The 14,530-nt window shown below is 71.8% G+C and carries 13 protein-coding genes, 1 pseudogene and 1 riboswitch; of the genes and pseudogenes, 3 read left to right on the plus strand and 11 right to left on the minus strand.

All coding sequences use genetic code 11. The features are described from left to right. Window positions 1-75: 75 nt before the first annotated feature. The 9 genes and pseudogenes from fabF to ACFXMF_RS28025 all read right to left on the minus strand — a co-directional run bounded on the left by fabF (window position 76) and on the right by ACFXMF_RS28025 (window position 9,005). Window positions 76-1,377 carry a beta-ketoacyl-ACP synthase II gene (gene fabF / locus ACFXMF_RS27985; protein ID WP_360310573.1) on the minus strand — a complete coding sequence of 434 codons (1,302 nt, stop codon included), beginning with the start codon at window positions 1,375-1,377 and terminating at the stop codon, window positions 76-78. Window positions 1,378-1,511: 134 nt separating this feature from the next. Beyond that, entirely contained in the window at window positions 1,512-1,760 is a 249-nt protein-coding gene (locus ACFXMF_RS27990) for an acyl carrier protein (RefSeq protein ID WP_020553211.1), read from the minus strand. Between the two features lie 79 nt (window positions 1,761-1,839). After that, entirely contained in the window at window positions 1,840-2,850 is a 1,011-nt protein-coding gene (locus tag ACFXMF_RS27995; RefSeq protein ID WP_360310571.1) for a beta-ketoacyl-ACP synthase III, read from the minus strand. A 322-nt stretch (window positions 2,851-3,172) separates the two neighbouring features. Beyond that, window positions 3,173-4,105 (minus strand): annotated as a pseudogene (locus ACFXMF_RS28000) (ACP S-malonyltransferase); the annotation flags it as partial. A 97-nt stretch (window positions 4,106-4,202) separates the two neighbouring features. Continuing rightward, window positions 4,203-5,369 (minus strand): helix-turn-helix domain-containing protein, encoded by a 1,167-nt coding sequence (locus ACFXMF_RS28005; protein WP_360310569.1) that lies wholly within the window; start codon window positions 5,367-5,369, stop codon window positions 4,203-4,205. 4 nt (window positions 5,370-5,373) lie between these two features. Next, window positions 5,374-6,153, minus strand: a complete 780-nt coding sequence (locus ACFXMF_RS28010) for an adenosylcobinamide amidohydrolase (RefSeq protein ID WP_360310567.1) — start codon at window positions 6,151-6,153, stop codon at window positions 5,374-5,376. After that, on the minus strand, window positions 6,150-6,959 hold the full coding sequence (locus ACFXMF_RS28015) for an ABC transporter ATP-binding protein (RefSeq protein WP_360310565.1): 810 nt from the start codon (window positions 6,957-6,959) through the stop codon (window positions 6,150-6,152). The genes ACFXMF_RS28010 and ACFXMF_RS28015 overlap by 4 nt, the downstream gene beginning before the upstream one ends. Next, window positions 6,956-8,008 carry an iron ABC transporter permease gene (locus ACFXMF_RS28020; protein ID WP_360310563.1) on the minus strand — a complete coding sequence of 351 codons (1,053 nt, stop codon included), beginning with the start codon at window positions 8,006-8,008 and terminating at the stop codon, window positions 6,956-6,958. Before ACFXMF_RS28020 ends, ACFXMF_RS28015 begins: the two co-directional genes overlap by 4 nt. Before the next feature lie 10 nt (window positions 8,009-8,018). Then, window positions 8,019-9,005: an ABC transporter substrate-binding protein gene (locus ACFXMF_RS28025; protein WP_360310561.1), complete on the minus strand. Its 987-nt coding sequence runs from the start codon at window positions 9,003-9,005 to the stop codon at window positions 8,019-8,021. A 112-nt stretch (window positions 9,006-9,117) separates the two neighbouring features. Next, a riboswitch (cobalamin riboswitch) is annotated at window positions 9,118-9,180 on the minus strand. A gap of 177 nt (window positions 9,181-9,357) precedes the next feature. Here ACFXMF_RS28025 and ACFXMF_RS28030 point away from each other — a divergent pair. The 3 genes from ACFXMF_RS28030 to ACFXMF_RS28040 all read left to right on the plus strand — a co-directional run bounded on the left by ACFXMF_RS28030 (window position 9,358) and on the right by ACFXMF_RS28040 (window position 11,624). After that, window positions 9,358-10,092, plus strand: a complete 735-nt coding sequence (locus ACFXMF_RS28030) for a pirin family protein (RefSeq protein ID WP_360310559.1) — start codon at window positions 9,358-9,360, stop codon at window positions 10,090-10,092. Window positions 10,093-10,183: 91 nt separating this feature from the next. Continuing rightward, a complete protein-coding gene (locus ACFXMF_RS28035) occupies window positions 10,184-10,648 on the plus strand; it encodes a MerR family transcriptional regulator (protein ID WP_379991600.1) in 465 nt (154 codons plus the stop codon). After that, window positions 10,626-11,624, plus strand: coding sequence for an aldo/keto reductase (locus ACFXMF_RS28040; protein WP_379991601.1), 999 nt, complete (start codon window positions 10,626-10,628; stop codon window positions 11,622-11,624). The genes ACFXMF_RS28035 and ACFXMF_RS28040 overlap by 23 nt, the downstream gene beginning before the upstream one ends. Before the next feature lie 60 nt (window positions 11,625-11,684). Here ACFXMF_RS28040 and ACFXMF_RS28045 read toward each other — a convergent pair whose 3' ends face one another. Together ACFXMF_RS28045 and ACFXMF_RS28050 are read right to left on the minus strand one after the other, a co-directional pair. Further along, the gene (locus ACFXMF_RS28045; protein WP_360310553.1) at window positions 11,685-12,848 is read right to left on the minus strand and encodes a hypothetical protein; all 1,164 of its coding nucleotides are present in this window, start codon (window positions 12,846-12,848) and stop codon (window positions 11,685-11,687) included. Beyond that, complete coding sequence (locus ACFXMF_RS28050) at window positions 12,845-14,233, minus strand: hypothetical protein (protein WP_379991602.1); 1,389 nt, start codon at window positions 14,231-14,233, stop codon at window positions 12,845-12,847. The genes ACFXMF_RS28045 and ACFXMF_RS28050 overlap by 4 nt, the downstream gene beginning before the upstream one ends. Between the last annotated feature and the right edge of the window lie 297 nt (window positions 14,234-14,530).

A 14,530-nucleotide genomic window follows, 5' to 3' on the forward strand; every position in this document is an offset into this window, starting at 1 on the left:
CCGAGTGCGGCACGTGCGCCGGGCATGGTGCGGCCCGGCGGCACGCTTCGCGAACCGGCGCAAGGAGCTCGGGGATCACCCGAGCCGGCGGAAGGCGACGACGACGTTGTGGCCGCCGAAGCCGAACGAGTTGTTGAGGGCGACGACGTTGCCGTCGGGCAGCGTACGCGGCTCGTCCCGGATGATGTCCAGGTCGACCTCGTCGTCGAGGTCGTCCACGTTGATCGTGGGCGGTGCCGTGCGGTGGTACAGGGCGAGCACCGTGGCGACCGACTCGACCGCGCCGGTGCCGCCGAGCAGGTGCCCGGTCATCGACTTGGTGCTGGTGACGGTGACCTTGTCGGCCGCCGCGTCGCCCAGCGTGGCGCGGATCGCCTTGAGCTCGGTGACGTCGCCCGCCGGGGTGGAGGTGCCGTGCGCGTTCACGTGCACGACCTCCGCCGGGTCGATCGCGCCGTCCTCCAGGGCCAGGGCCATCGCGCGGGCGATGTCGCGGCCGGTCGGCTCGGGCTGGGCGATGTGGTGGCCGTCGGAGCTGAGTCCGGCGCCGGCGACCTCGGCGTACACCCGGGCGCCGCGGGCCGCCGCGTACTCGGCACTCTCCAGGACCAGGGCGCCCGCGCCCTCGCCCATCACGAAGCCGTCGCGGCCCTTGTCGTACGGACGCGACGCGCGCTGCGGCTCGTCGTTGCGCTTGGACATCGCCATCATGTTCGCGAAGGCGGCCATCGGCAGCGGGTGGATCGCCGCCTCGGTGCCGCCGCAGACCACCACGTCGGCGCGGCCGGAACGGATCATCTCCAGGCCGTAGGCGACCGCCTCGGCGCCGGAGGCGCACGCGCTGACGGGGGTGTGCACACCGGCCCGCGCGCCCAGCTCGATGCCGACGTTGGCGGCGGGGCTGTTGGGCATGAGCATCGGGACGGTGAGCGGGCCGACCCGACGGGGGCCCTTCTCGTGGAAGGTGTCCCAGGCGTCGAGCAGGGTGGTGACGCCGCCGATGCCGGACGCGATGACCACGCCGAGACGGACCGGGTCCACCACGGGTGCGTCCGGGGCGTCCTCGGGTGCGGTGTTCTTGGCCGCGTAGCCGGCGTCCAGCCAGGCCTCGCGCGCGGCGATCATCGCGAACTGGCCGGACCGGTCCAGGCGACGTGCCTCGACCTTGGGCATGACCTCGAGCGGCTCGACGGCGATCCGCGCGGCGAAGGTCACCGGCAGTTGCTCGGCCCATTCCTCGGTCAGCGCCCGCGCGCCGGACGTGCCCGCGAGCAGCGCGGACCACGTGGTCGCGACATCGCCGCCGACCGGCGTGGTCGCGCCCAGACCGGTGACGACCACGGTTCGCGCGGCATCGTTGCGCTCGGTCGACTTCACTGTCTTCTCACTCTCACGCTGTGGTTTCGGGCGGTCCGGCGGTGGGCGGGCCGGGGCCCGGTGTGGCTGCGACGGACCGGGCCGGACTCGCGGGTGCGGGTCCGGCCCGGAGAACGGCCGGCGCTACTTGCGAACTAGGCGGCGGCCTTGACGATGTAGTCGACCGCGTCGCGGACGGTCTTGAGGCCCTTGACGTCGTCGTCCGGGATCTTGACCTCGAACTTCTCCTCGGCCGCCACGACGACCTCGACCATCGACAGCGAGTCCACGTCCAGGTCGTCGATGAACGACTTGTCCAGCTCGACCTCGTCCTGCGGGACGCCGGCGATCTCGTTGACGATGTCGGCGAGGCCCGTGAGGACCTCTTCCTGGCTGGCAGCCATGTTGCTCCTTGAATCGAATCTTCTGCGGTGACGGGTAATGCTTTTGTTGCTCGTCCGGCCGGCGACGACCGACAGGGGACTACGGAAGCGTAATGACCTGGCCCGCGTAGACGAGGCCGGCCCCGAATCCCATGATCAGTGCCGTTCCGCCGCTGACCGCTTCGCCGCTTTCGAGCATGCGCTCCATGGCGAGCGGGATGGACGCGGCGGAGGTGTTGCCGTTCTCGGCGATGTCCCGGGCGACCGGCACCTCGGCGGGCAGCTTCAGCGCCTTGATCATCGCGTCGGTGATGCGCATGTTGGCCTGGTGCGGGATGAACGCGTCCAGGTCCTCGGCCTTGACGCCGGCGGCGTCCAGCGCCTGTTCGCACACCTTGGCCATCTCCCACACGGCCCACCGGAAGACCTTCTGGCCCTCCATCTTGAGCGTGGGGAAGTCCTGCTCGGGCCGGTCGCGCAGGTCGTTCCAGTCGACGGTCTGGGTGATCGCCTCGGACTGCGAGCCGTCCGAACCCCACACGACGGGACCGATGCCCGGTGTGGCGGAGGGGCCGATCACCACGGCGCCCGCGCCGTCGCCGAAGATGAACGCGGTGCCGCGGTCGGCCAGGTTGGTCAGGTCGCTCAGTCGCTCGACCCCGATGACCAGGACGTACTCGGCACTGCCGCCGCGGACCATGTCACTGGCCAGCGTGACGCCGTAGCAGAAGCCGGCGCAGGCCGCGGAGACGTCGAACGCCGCCGCCCGCCCGCCGCCCGCGCCCAGTCGGTGCGCGATTTCGGTCGCGATCGCCGGGGTCTGCTTGAGGTGGGTGACCGTCGAGACGATCACGCAGCCCACCTGGGAGGCGTCCAGACCGGCGTGCGCGAGGGCCTTGCCGGCCGCGGCGATGGACATCTCCGCGACGGTCTCCTCCGCGGACGCCCAGCGCCGGGTCTTGATCCCGGAACGGCTCTGGATCCACTCGTCGGACGAGTCGATCCGGTCCACCAGCTCGGAGTTGGGCACGATCCGAGCCGGGCGATACCCGCCGACACCGAGGATGCGCGCGTGTGCGGCTCCGGCGCGAGGGGTGATGGAAGCGGTCACGCGTGGTCCTCCCGTACGGGTTCGAGGCCGGGTGGGTTCGCGGCCGGATGCGAAGCGGATGTCGCGACGAGGATCACGGCGAGCTCTGCGGGTGGATGCGCAACAGCGGCATGCCGGGGGCGACCGGGTCGCCGTCCTCGACGAGCCACTCGACCACGGTGCCGCCGTGCGGAACGGTGATGCTCTGCTCGTCGCGGTGCGAGCGCACCGTGGCGACCCGGGCACCGGGCGCGAGAGCGTCGCCCGACTTGATGTCGGTGAGCTCGATGACGCCCTTGAACGGCGCGACCACCAGGCGCCACGTGGGCGAGGCGTCGATCGTGCTGGGGCTGCCGTGCCGCTCGACCAGCTTGCGGGCGGCCTCCAGGTCGTCCGGGGTCTTGAGGGCGACCGTCTCCACGCCGGGCAGGGCGCGCTTGGCCAGACCGGTCAGGGTGCCGGCCGGGGCCACCTCGATCAGCCCGGTGACACCCAGGTCCTTCATGGTCTCCATGCACAGGTCCCAGCGCACCGGGTTGGAGACCTGGGTGACCAGCCGCTTGACCACGTCGCGGCCGTCGTGCAGCACGGCGCCGTCGGAGTTGGAGATGAACGGGGTGCGCGGGTCGCGCACGGTGACGCCCGGAACCAGCTCGGCCAGCCGGTCCACCGCGGAGGCCATGTGCTCGGTGTGGAAGGCGCCGGCCACCGCGAGCGGACGCACGCGGGCCTTCTCCGGCGGGTCGGCGGCGAACGCGGCGAGCTGCTCCAGGGTGCCGGCGGCGACGATCTGGCCCGCGCCGTTCATGTTCGCCGGGGTCAGCCCGTGTTCGGTGATCTTGGCGAGTACGGTCTCCGGGTCGCCGCCGAGCACCGCGCTCATGCCGGTCTGCGTGACGGCCGCTGCGGCGGCCATCGCCTTGCCGCGCTCACGCACGATGGTCATCGCCGACTCGGCGGTGATCACGCCGGTGCCCGCGGCGGCGGTCAGCTCGCCGACGCTGTGGCCGGCGGCGGCGCCGACCACGCGGTAGGCGTCGGAGGGGTGCGGGAACAGGGCGAGGGCGGCCACCAGACCCGAGGCCACGAGCAGCGGTTGGGCCACCGCCGTGTCCCGGATCTCGTCCGCGTCGGCCTTGGTGCCGTAGTGGATCAGATCGAGGCCCGTGACGGCGGACCACCAGCGCAGCCGATCGGCCACGCCGTCGAGGTCGAGCCAAGGGGCGAGGAATCCGGGCGTCTGGGCGCCCTGTCCGGGAGCGACGAGTACGAGCACGAGGTCAAGCCTCTCTCCTGCGAGGGGTGTGAGCCCCTTATCGGCAGGGACGAAGATCCGATGGTGGCTTTGTGGGTTTCCTACAAGAGTGTCTCGACTAGATCTCGATTGCGGCGAGCCGGCCGAGGATCAGTGAGACCTGGAGGGTGAATGCGGAACGGGTCTCCGTCGGTACGAGTCCGGTCACGTCGACCACGCGTCGCAGCCGGTAGCGCACGGTATTCGGATGTACGAAGAGCATTCTGGCGGCCCCCTCCAGGCTCGCCGCCTGCTCCAGGTACACGGAGAGTGTCTCCAACAGTGCGGAGCCCGCCGCGTGCAGAGGTATGTAGATCTCCTCCACCAACTGCTCCCGAGCCTCCGCGTCACCCGCGAGCGCGCGTTCGGGCAGGAGATCGTCGGCGGACACCGGGCGCGGAGCGTCCGGCCACGCCACGCACGCCCGGTGTCCCGACATCGCGGCCTGGGCCGAGCGCACCGCGGCCAGCAGGTCCGGCACCTCGGGGCCGACCACCACCGGGCCCGGGCCGAACTGGCCGATCAGCGAGCGGGTGGCCCGGATCGGATCGTCGGTACCACCCAGGATCACCACGAGGCGTTCGCCCTGGACGCCGGTGAGCACGTTGAGTCGGGCGTGTCGCCCCGCGCGGTGGATGCCGTCCACCACCGCCTGCGAGTCCGCGTCCGGCGCGTTGCCCACCACCACCATGACCGAGTCCGGCGAACCCCAGCCCAGTGCCGAGGCGCGGGAGAGGATGCCCTCGTCCGCCTCGCCGCGCAACAACGAGTGCACGACCAGCGCCTCCAGCCGCGCGTCCCACGCGCCGCGCGTCTCGGCGGCGTGGGCGTAGACCTGCGCGGTGGCGAAGGCGATCTCGCGGGAGTACAGCAGCAGCGCCTCGCGCAGCGCCTGTTCGTAGCCGGGCGCGGCCAGCGTGGCGATCTCGGCCTCGACCACCTCGATCGTGGTGCGGATCAATTCCACCGTGTGCGGCAGCGTGATGGTGCGGGTCAACTCGCGCGGTGCGGTGCCGAAGACGTCGGCGCTGACCTTCTGCGGCGTCTCGGGGTGCCGGAACCATTCGGTGAACGCGGAGATGCCGGCCTGGGCGACCAGACCGATCCAGGAGCGGTTGTCCGCGGGCATGTCCCGGTACCAGGGCAGTGCCTCGTCCATCTTGGCCAGGGCCGCTCCGGCGAGCGCGCCGGCGGACTTCTCCAGCCTGCGGACGGTGGCGGCACGCAAATCGGGCTTGGAGGTCACGGGGTCATTCTGCTCTGTCACGTGGCCGGGAGTGGTGGGGGCTCGCTCGGGGCGAGTCGTGAGCGGCGCGAACGCGGTCGTGGCCGCGGCGGCGGATGTGGTCGGCACGGGCGCCTTGGAGGACGGCGGTGTGGACCGCGCGGGCCAGGCGGGCGCCCCACAGGGAGCGGGGGCCGGCGAAGGGTTCCGGGGGGTCGGTGGGGTGGGGAGTGTGGGCGGCGATGCAGATGGCGTCCGAGGGGGTGCCGGTGCAGGCGTACCCGGCGGTGAGGAGGGCTTGGACCTTGGCTTCGGTGGCGGTGGCTATCGCGTTGATCAGGGCCGCGTCGGAGAGGGGCGCGGGGATGGCGGCGAGGATGTTGATGGTGCCGGGAGCGGGGATGCCCGGGGTGCCGGGGACCGGGGCGGCGGCCCAGGTGGGGATGCCGATGCCGGTGGTGACCGCGGCTTCGACGCCCTCGTCGGCGCCGTGCGTCCAGGCGGTGACCTCGGCGGCGGTCATCAGACCCACGCCGAGGGTGCTCGGCAGGCCCAGGGGCGCGGCGACCTCGTGCAGGTGGGTGACCGGGTCCATCCGGTCGTAGCCGGGGCGTACCTGCATGTTCAGCACCCAGGAGCGTTCGCCGATGCCGCCGCCGAGCAGTGCGGAGGAGGCCATTCGCCAGCCGGGACCGGCCCGCCAGAGCAGGGCCGGGCGGCGCACGCCGTCCTCGTCGCGCCAGATTGCCGTCGGCCACAACAACGGGTTCGCCGGCGCCTCGCGCGGGCCGGGCAGGGTGCTCATGCGTCTTCCTCGCTGTCTCGGCCCGCGTGCCCCGGGCGGATCAGGTGCACTCGTGGGCGGCCGTCCGGACCCGGCTCGACCGATACCCGTGCCTGGTAGTGCTCGGCGATCGACGCGGGGGTGAGCACCTCGGCGGCCGATCCGAAGGCCACCGGCCGCCCGTCGACCAGCATCAGCAGCCGGTCCGCGTACTGCGCGGCGACGCCCAGGTCGTGCAGCGTGGTGAGCACCGTGAGGCCGTCGTCGCGGCGCAGGCCGTCGACGATCTCCAGCACCTGTTGTTGGTGACCCAGGTCCAGCGCGGTGGTCGGCTCGTCCAGGAGCAGTACCGGTGCCTGCTGGGTGAGGGCGCGGGCCAACACCACGCGTTGGCGTTCGCCGCCGGAGAGGCGGCCCACGTCGCGGCTCGCGAAGGGGCCCAGGTCCAGGCGCTCGATCACCTCGTCGGCGATCGCCCGGTCGCGCCGCCCGGGGCGGGCCAGGTAGCCCAGGTGGGGGGTGCGACCGAGCAGGATGTACTCGTGTACCGGCATCTGGGCGGGCACCACCGGGGTCTGCGCGGTGTAGGCGATGCCGCGGCCCGATTCGCGTCGGGTGAGTTCGCGGACCGGGCGGCCGGCCACGCTGATCGAGCCCAGGTAGGGCAGCAGCCCGGCGACCGCCTTGAGCAGCGTGGACTTGCCCGCGCCGTTGGGGCCGATCACCGCCAACCACTCGCCGGGCTCGACCTCCGCGTCCACCCCGCGCAGCACCGGAACCCCGTCGCGGTCCACGCCGGTGTCGCGCAACAACAACCGGGCGCTCACACGTCCACCTTGCGGGTGCCACGCAGCACGAACACGAAGAACGGCGCGCCGACGAACGCGGTGACCACACCGATCGGCAGCTCGCCGGGCGCGGTGATGGTCCGGGCGAGCAGGTCGGTGAGCACCAGGAAGGCCGCGCCGCACAGCAGCGACATGGGCAACACCCGGCGGTAGCTGCCGCCCACGAAGCGCCGCACGATGTGCGGCACGACGATGCCGACGAAGCCGATCAGGCCGCTGATCGCGACCGCCGACGCGGTGGCGAGGGAGGCGGCCAGGAGCACCACCAGGCGCACCCGGCCGGCCCGGACACCCAGGCCCGCGGCTTCCTCGTCGCCGACCGACATGACGTCGAGCAGGCGTCCGTGCAGGAGCAGCACCGCGGTGCTCAGCAGCGCGTACGGCAGGATCATCCGCAGATCGGCCCAGCCGATGCCGGACAACCGGCCGAAGATCCACGAGTAGATCCGCCGCAGTTCGTCGGTGTTCGCGGACTGCACGTAGGTCTGCGCGGCGGCCAGGAACTGGGCGACCGCGACGCCGGCCAGGACCAGGTTCGCGGTGCCGTCCGAGCGGCCGGTGCTCGCCCCGAGCCCGTAGGCGAGCAGCACCCCGCCCATCGCGCCGACGAACGAGGCGAGCGGCACCACCGGGATCCCGCCCACGCTGTTGCCGTCGGCGTAGACGATCACCAGCGTCGCACCCAGGCCCGCGCCGGAGGCGGCGCCGAGCAGGTACGGGTCCGCCAGCGGGTTGCGAAAGACGCCCTGGTAGCCGGCGCCCGCCATGGCCAACAGCCCGCCCACGGTCACCGCGGCCAGCACCCGGGGCAGCCGCAGGTCCATCAGGACCGCGTACTGGACCGGGGACAGGCCATGGTCCAGGTGTACCCACGGCAGCTTGTCCAGCAGGGCCAGCAGCACCCCGCTCGCGGGCAGATCGGCCGCCCCGACGGTCAGTGCGAGCACGACGACGCCGACCAGCAGCACGCCCGCGCCGAGCAGGGGCAGTACCGCCGGTCGGGATCGCCCGGGCAGGAGGTCGCGCACGGGAGGGCCGTCAGCCCTGCGCCGCGCCGGCCTTGGTGACCGCCTCCGACACGGCCCGGACCAGCTCGACCACCCGCGGGCCCCAGCGCGAGGCTATGTCGTCGTCGAGCCCGACCACGCCACCCTTGCGCACCGCGGTCACCCGGTCCCAACCCGGCCGCTTGCCCACCACGTCGGCGTTTTGGCCGCAACACTTGGTGTCGGCGAGGAAGACCAGATCGGGGTTGGCCTGCAGGAGGTATTCGGCGGACAACTGCGGGTAGCCGGTGCCGGCCTTGTCCGCGTCGTCGGCGATGTTCTTCAGGCCGAACTGCGCGTACACCTGACCGAGGAAGGTCTTGGAGGTCGAGGTGTAGAGCGTGTTGTCCAACTCGTGGAAGTAGCTCAGCTGCTTCGCGGGCTTGGGCGTCGCGGCGACGATGGCCGCGATGTCGCCCTTCATTTTGGTCGCCACCTCGCCGGCCTGCCTGCTGTGCCCGGTGGCCGTGCCCAGGGTGGCCAATTGGGCGTACGAGTCGTCGAAGGACTTCGCCGCCGGCGTCAGCACGACCGGGATCTTCAGCTTGGTCAAGGACGCGACCAGGCCGTCGGTGTCGTCCGAGGCGACCACGAGGTCGGGGGTGTAGTTGGTGATCGCCTCGATGTTCGGCTTGAAGCCGGACAGCTTGGTCTTGGGCGCGTCCGCCGGGAAGTTCGACTGGTCGTCCACCGCGGTGACCTGGCCGCCCGCGCCGATCGCGAACAACATCTCGGTGGCGCTGGGCGCGAGCGAGACGATCTTCTTGGGGGCACTCGCGATGGTGACCTTGCCGCCGCCGGAGTCCACGGTGGCCGGGAACGCCTTGGCGTCGGGACCCGATCCGGCCGAGCCGCCGGTCGCGGTCGGCGTGCCCTGGGCCTTGTCGTCCTTCGAGTCGTCCGAGTCACCGCAACCGGTGAGGACGAGCGCGCCCAACAGCAGCGCGGTGGCGGAACGAAGCAGGGGTACGGATCTCAACGAAGACTCCAGGTCCTTCGACGCGGCAGGCGTCGGGACCCGTGGAGACGGATCGCCCCTCCTGCGAGGCCGATGTCGTCGGCGCGAACGAGGCGACCCGGCTCGTCCCCGATCTCCCGGGCGTCCGGGCGGGGCATCACGGTTGCGGGACAGCGCCGGGATCCCACCGGACTTCGCTGCGTTCGACGCCGTCGGCGACAAACCGGTCGCCGACGCGCGAACGATATCAACGGGGTCGTTCACCCTGGGTGATCGGGGCCGGATTACGGGCGATCCATCGACAATCGGGCGCTCGTCGGCGGGGCGCGGGGCATGGGGAACAGTGCGCCGCCGGTCCGTGGTTGAACCGGGCATGACCACCTTCGACGTGCGCCGGGCCGGCGAACGTTTCCACACCCGCGCAGGCTGGCTCGATTCGCACCACAGCTTCTCCTTCGGCCGGCACTACACGCCGGACAACACCCATTTCGGACTGCTCCTGGTCAGCAACGACGACACGGTGGCGCCCGGCACCGGCTTCGACACCCACCCGCATCGGGACATGGAGATCCTCACCTGGGTCCTGTCCGGGGCCCTGGTGCATCAGGACTCCGAGGGCCACAACGGGATCATCCATCCGGGCCTGGCCCAGCGGATGAGCGCCGGTCGCGGCATCCTGCACTCGGAGCGCAACGACGTGGACTCCTCGGACCCGGTGCACTTCGTGCAGATGTGGGTCGTCCCCGACGAGGACGGGATCGCGCCGGGCTACCAACAGCAGGACGTGCGGGCCGAGCTGGCCCGCGGTGACCTGGTGCCGGTCGCGTCCGGTCGCCCCGGCCACGACGCGGCGATCCGGATCCACCAGAAGGACGCCGCGCTGCACGCGGCGCACCTGCCCGCGTCCGGCACCGTGACGCTGCCGGACGCACCGTTCGTGCACGTGTTCGTCGCCCGCGGGATCGTCGACCTGGAAGGGGCCGGCGTGCTCGCGGCGGGTGACGCGGTGCGGGTGTCCGACGCCGACGGGCTGCGGCTCACCGCCTTCCCGGACGGCCCGGCCGAGGTGCTGGTGTGGGAGATGCACGCGGGATTGACCCGGGCGTGAGGATTCGTGCTTGCTTGGAGTGCGCTCCAACTCCGTAGCGTTCGTGTCGTGCCCGTCCCACCGGGGCGGGCTTCCCACCGGAGGCTCACCCATGTCGGCCACGCAACAGGTCACCACACCCGAGGACTACGAGGTCGGCAAGTACTCGATCGGTGAAGTGGTCGAACGCACCGGTCTGACCGCGCACACGCTGCGCTGGTACGAGCGGATCGGCCTGATGCGGCACGTGAGCCGGCAGGGCCCCCGGGCGGGAGGAGACGGGAACGGGCGGGGCAGTCGTCGTCGCTACAGCGACCACGATCTGGACTGGCTGGAGTTCGTCGGCAAGATGCGGCTGACCGGGATGCCGGTGGCGGACATGCTTCGCTACGCGGAGATGATCCGCCTGGGCGACGAGACCCGGGCCGCACGCCGAGAGTTGCTGGAGGACCACCGCGAGGAGGTCCGCAACCGGATCAGCGATCTCCAGAGTTGCCTGCTCGTGATCGACTACAAGATCGAGACGTACGCGGACGCGGAGCGGAGTAACGACGATGAGCACTCTCAAGCTGGGTAGCGACGGTCCCGAGGTCTTCGCACAGGGCCTGGGTTGCATGGGCATGAGCGCCTTCTACGCGGGCGCCGAGCACGACGAGTCGGTGGCCACGCTCGAACGTGCCCTCGACCTGGGTGTCACCCTGTTCGACACCGCGGACGTCTACGGCCCGCACACCAACGAGGAACTGCTCGGAGCCTTCCTCGCCGAGGGCGGCCGGCGCGAACGGGTCACCCTGGCCAGCAAGTTCTCGATCACCGTCACGCCCGAGGGGGAGCGGGAGGTGCGCGGCGACGCGGCCTACGTCAAGCAGGCGGCCGAGGCCAGTCTGCGTCGGCTGCGCACCGACGTGATCGACCTGTACTACATGCACCGCCGCGACGTCCGGGTGCCGATCGAGGAGACCGTCGGCGCGATGGCGGAGCTGGTGCGCGAGGGCAAGGTGCGACACCTGGGCCTGTCCGAGGTGACGGCCAAGGAGTTGCACGCGGCGGCGGCCGTGCACCCGATCGCCGCCGTGCAGTCGGAGTGGAGCCTGTTCACCCGCGACATCGAGGACGGCGTGGTGCCGGCCACCCGCGCGGCGGGCGCGGCACTGGTCGCCTACTCGCCGCTGGGTCGAGGCTTTCTGACCGGCGCCTGGGCCAGTGCGGAGACCCTGCCGGAAGGCGACTTCCGCCGCTCCCAGCCGCGCTTCACCGGCGACAACGCCGCCGCGAACGCGGCCATCCTGGCGCCGCTGCACACGATCGCCCGGGCCCACGACGCCACCCCCGCGCAGGTCGCGCTCGCCTGGGTGCACTCGCGCACCGCGGCGTGGGGCCTGTCGGTGGTGCCGATCCCGGGCACCACCAAGCGACACCGCCTGACGGAGAACGTGGGCGCGGTCGACCTGGTGCTCACCGAGGCCGAACTGGCCGCCCTCGAACCGATCGCCGAGCAGGTCACCGGGGCGCGCTACCCGGACATGACGGCGACCTTCAACGACCGCGACTGAACCCGGCCGCAGACCGCCCCGCCCGGAGACCGCCCCGCCGCCGATCCGGCGCGGGGCGGCTCAGCCGCGGCGGCGTCCCTCGCGCTCCAGGCGGTCCACCTCGTGTTGCCGGAGCATGCCCTCGAAGCCCGATTCGCGGATGCGCCGGGCCAACGCGGACGGCGTACTGTGCAACGCGGTCGCCGTGGCGTCCAGGGCCCAGTCGTGCGCGTGCAGCGTGGTGAGCAGGTGCCCCCGGCGGGTCTGGGCCGGGGAGAGCCGAAACGTCTTGCAGTACGCCAGCCGGCCGTCCTGGTGGGTGATCCGCTCGCCGATGTGGTTCTCCTCGTCGAGGCGGAACGAGGGCAGGAACCGGGACAGCTCGAACGGCCCCAGGCGGTACACCGATTCGTGCGTGTACGCGCCCTCGCCGGTGAGCCCGGACAACATCAGGTGGTGGAACCGCTCCCAGGCCCCGACCTGTCCGTCCGCCGCGCGGCGCAGGTCCGCCGGCGAGGACACCCGCTCGGCATCGATCTCCACGACGAAGTCCGGGACCGCCTCGACGTAGGTGGCGTAGTGGAACAGCGCCTCGCCGTACAGGTCTTCGAGCAGGGTCGCGTGCAGGGCCCGGTAGTCGGAGGGATGCGGCACCACGAACACGCTCGCGAGCGTGTCCGCGACGTAGAGCGCGACCCCGCACTGACGCGGGTGGATCTCGAACACCTTGAGCGCGTCGGCCAGACCGCGCACGGCGTACCCGCAGTACGCCTCCTCCATCCGCGGCGTCAACCCCTCGCGCACGGCCCGGTCGGTCCACTCCTCCCACACCATCGAGGGGCCGCCGAAGTGCAACGCGAGATACCCCTCCAGGGCCAGGTGCATCGGCAGGAAACGCAGTCGGTTGCCGCCCACGCCGCGGGCCATCCGGCGCACCGCGCGCCTGGGCGGCATCTTCATCCGCGCGCTGCGCGGCGTGACCGGGCGTTCCTGGAGCTGGGTGCCGAAGGCCGCCGTCGGGTCGCCCTCGGGATCCCACGACGCGACGAAGGCGTGCGGGATGAAGGACCGGTACCAGGAGCCGTCGCCGACGTCGACGATCGAGGGGTCGCCGACCCCGTACACGCGCCGATCCAGCCGCAGGCCCTCCAGCGGTTCCTCGCGCACCAGCGGCACCAGCCGGACCGCGCCCCACACCTGGGCCGGCCGGGCGACCAGCCCGGTCGCCGCGAAAGTCCCGTTCACGCCGCCGCCTTCCGGATACGGAACCGGTCCTGGCGATCAGCCAGGTAGTGGCGCAGTTCCGCGAATCCGGCCCGCCCCTCGGCGAACCGGGCCAACTCGATCAGGGCCGGGACGTCCTCGGCGTCGCGCACCCCCACTGTCGGCACGCTCGCCGACAATCGCTTCACGTCGAAGCCCTGCGCGTCGTACACCGGGTTCAGATGCACCACGGTGGTCGCCTCCTTCGGGTCCAACCGCTCTCGCCACACTCGCAACACCTCGGCGGCCAGGCCGGGCGGGCTGTTGTCCCACCCGTCCGAGACCACGATCAGGCGGTCGGGCGCCAATTCGAGCGCGTCGATCAGTCGGTGGCCCAGCGGCGTCGGCCCGCTCGGCCGGACCAGCAGCGGATCGTGCGTCCCCGAGGTCCACAGTCCGGTGAACTCCCCGGCGAGCGCCTTCAACAGGAACCGACACGCGAGCGCCACGGCCAACGGACGTTGCCGCTTGGCCGTCGAACCGAACGAGGAGAAGCTGTCGTCGAGCACCGCGACGACCCGCCCCCACGTCCCCGCGGCGGCACCGGCCACCCGACGGGCCGAGACGGTCATCGCGTGGCGCAACTCGTCGTGTCGGGCTGCCCGTTCGGCCTGCGACAGGGACAGTACGTACGACGCGAGCCTGGTCAGCCCCATCTCGCCGAGATCCGCCTTGACCGCCCCGACGCCGGCCCGCTCGCCCGCCGTCTGCAGGCGCAACCGCTCCAGGCGGGTCAGTTGCGGGGCGATCTTCTCCAGGAACGTCGCGCGCTTGATGCCGTGCGCGGAGGCCAGCCCCTCGGCGACGCTGTAGGGCAGGTCGTAGAGCGCGCGCTGCGCGTAGTGCGCCTGCCGCCACGTCTCGAACAACGGCGTGGTGAACACCGGGACCCGGCGCGGCGGCGTGAACAGGAAGGTCCCCGTCTCCGCGGGCACTTCCAGATGCGCGTGCCGCATCGTCGCCTTCACCCCGGCGCGATACTTCACCGCGTCGAAGACCGGATCACGGCGGCCCGTCGTCCAATCCCGCATGATCGCCCGGGTGCGTCGGTTGTTCACGCCTCGTCGGGCCAACTCGCGAAAGAGCTTCCAGACCCGCTGCGGGGCCATCGACTCCAGCCTGCGCGCGATCAGCTCGCCCTCGCGCCGACGCACCTCGGGAGTCAGCTCGCGGCTGCTCACCAGCAGGTTCCGGACGATCAGGGCCGCGTTGAAGTCGTTGATGTCCAGCGCGAGGGTGGCGGCATAGAGCTCGCGGTAGTTGCCCACGATGTATTCGTGCAGGAACTCCACCGACAGCCGTTGGGTGTCCGCGTCGTCGCGGAACTCGCGCTGGCCGGTCGCGGTCACCGCCGCGTTGACGAACATCACCACGTCTTCGCACGCGACCAGATCCCGGCGATCCACCAGATATCCCCTCGACCGGACAAAATTGATGCCGGCCGGGGAATGGAGGCGCGAACAGCGAAGTGACGCTTAAGAGGCGATTCCGAAAGTCGCAGCCGAAGTCCCGCGGCCGGCCCCGAGAGTCTAGTCCCCGGGCAATCCCGAAGGCTCGGCAATAACGGCCGTGGCCCCGATCCGCGAACGGCGCGGGGCCCCCCCCCCCGGCCGAACCCGGCAGGCGCCCCCCCCCCCCCCCCCCCCCCCCCCCCCCCCCCCCCC

Source organism: Embleya sp. NPDC059213 (genome assembly GCF_042754445.1).
Lineage (GTDB): Bacteria > Actinomycetota > Actinomycetes > Streptomycetales > Streptomycetaceae > Embleya.

Bases quoted from the DNA above. Each gene is read 5' to 3' on its own strand.
- ACFXMF_RS28035 (WP_379991600.1), top strand. From the start codon at position 10,184: ATGTCGGCCACGCAACAGGTCACCACACCCGAGGACTACGAGGTCGGC.
- ACFXMF_RS28010 (WP_360310567.1), bottom strand. From the start codon at position 6,153: ATGAGCACCCTGCCCGGCCCGCGCGAGGCGCCGGCGAACCCGTTGTTG.
- ACFXMF_RS27990 (WP_020553211.1), bottom strand. From the start codon at position 1,760: ATGGCTGCCAGCCAGGAAGAGGTCCTCACGGGCCTCGCCGACATCGTC.
- ACFXMF_RS28050 (WP_379991602.1), bottom strand. From the start codon at position 14,233: ATGTTCGTCAACGCGGCGGTGACCGCGACCGGCCAGCGCGAGTTCCGC.
- ACFXMF_RS28030 (WP_360310559.1), top strand. From the start codon at position 9,358: ATGACCACCTTCGACGTGCGCCGGGCCGGCGAACGTTTCCACACCCGC.
- ACFXMF_RS28040 (WP_379991601.1), top strand. From the start codon at position 10,626: ATGAGCACTCTCAAGCTGGGTAGCGACGGTCCCGAGGTCTTCGCACAG.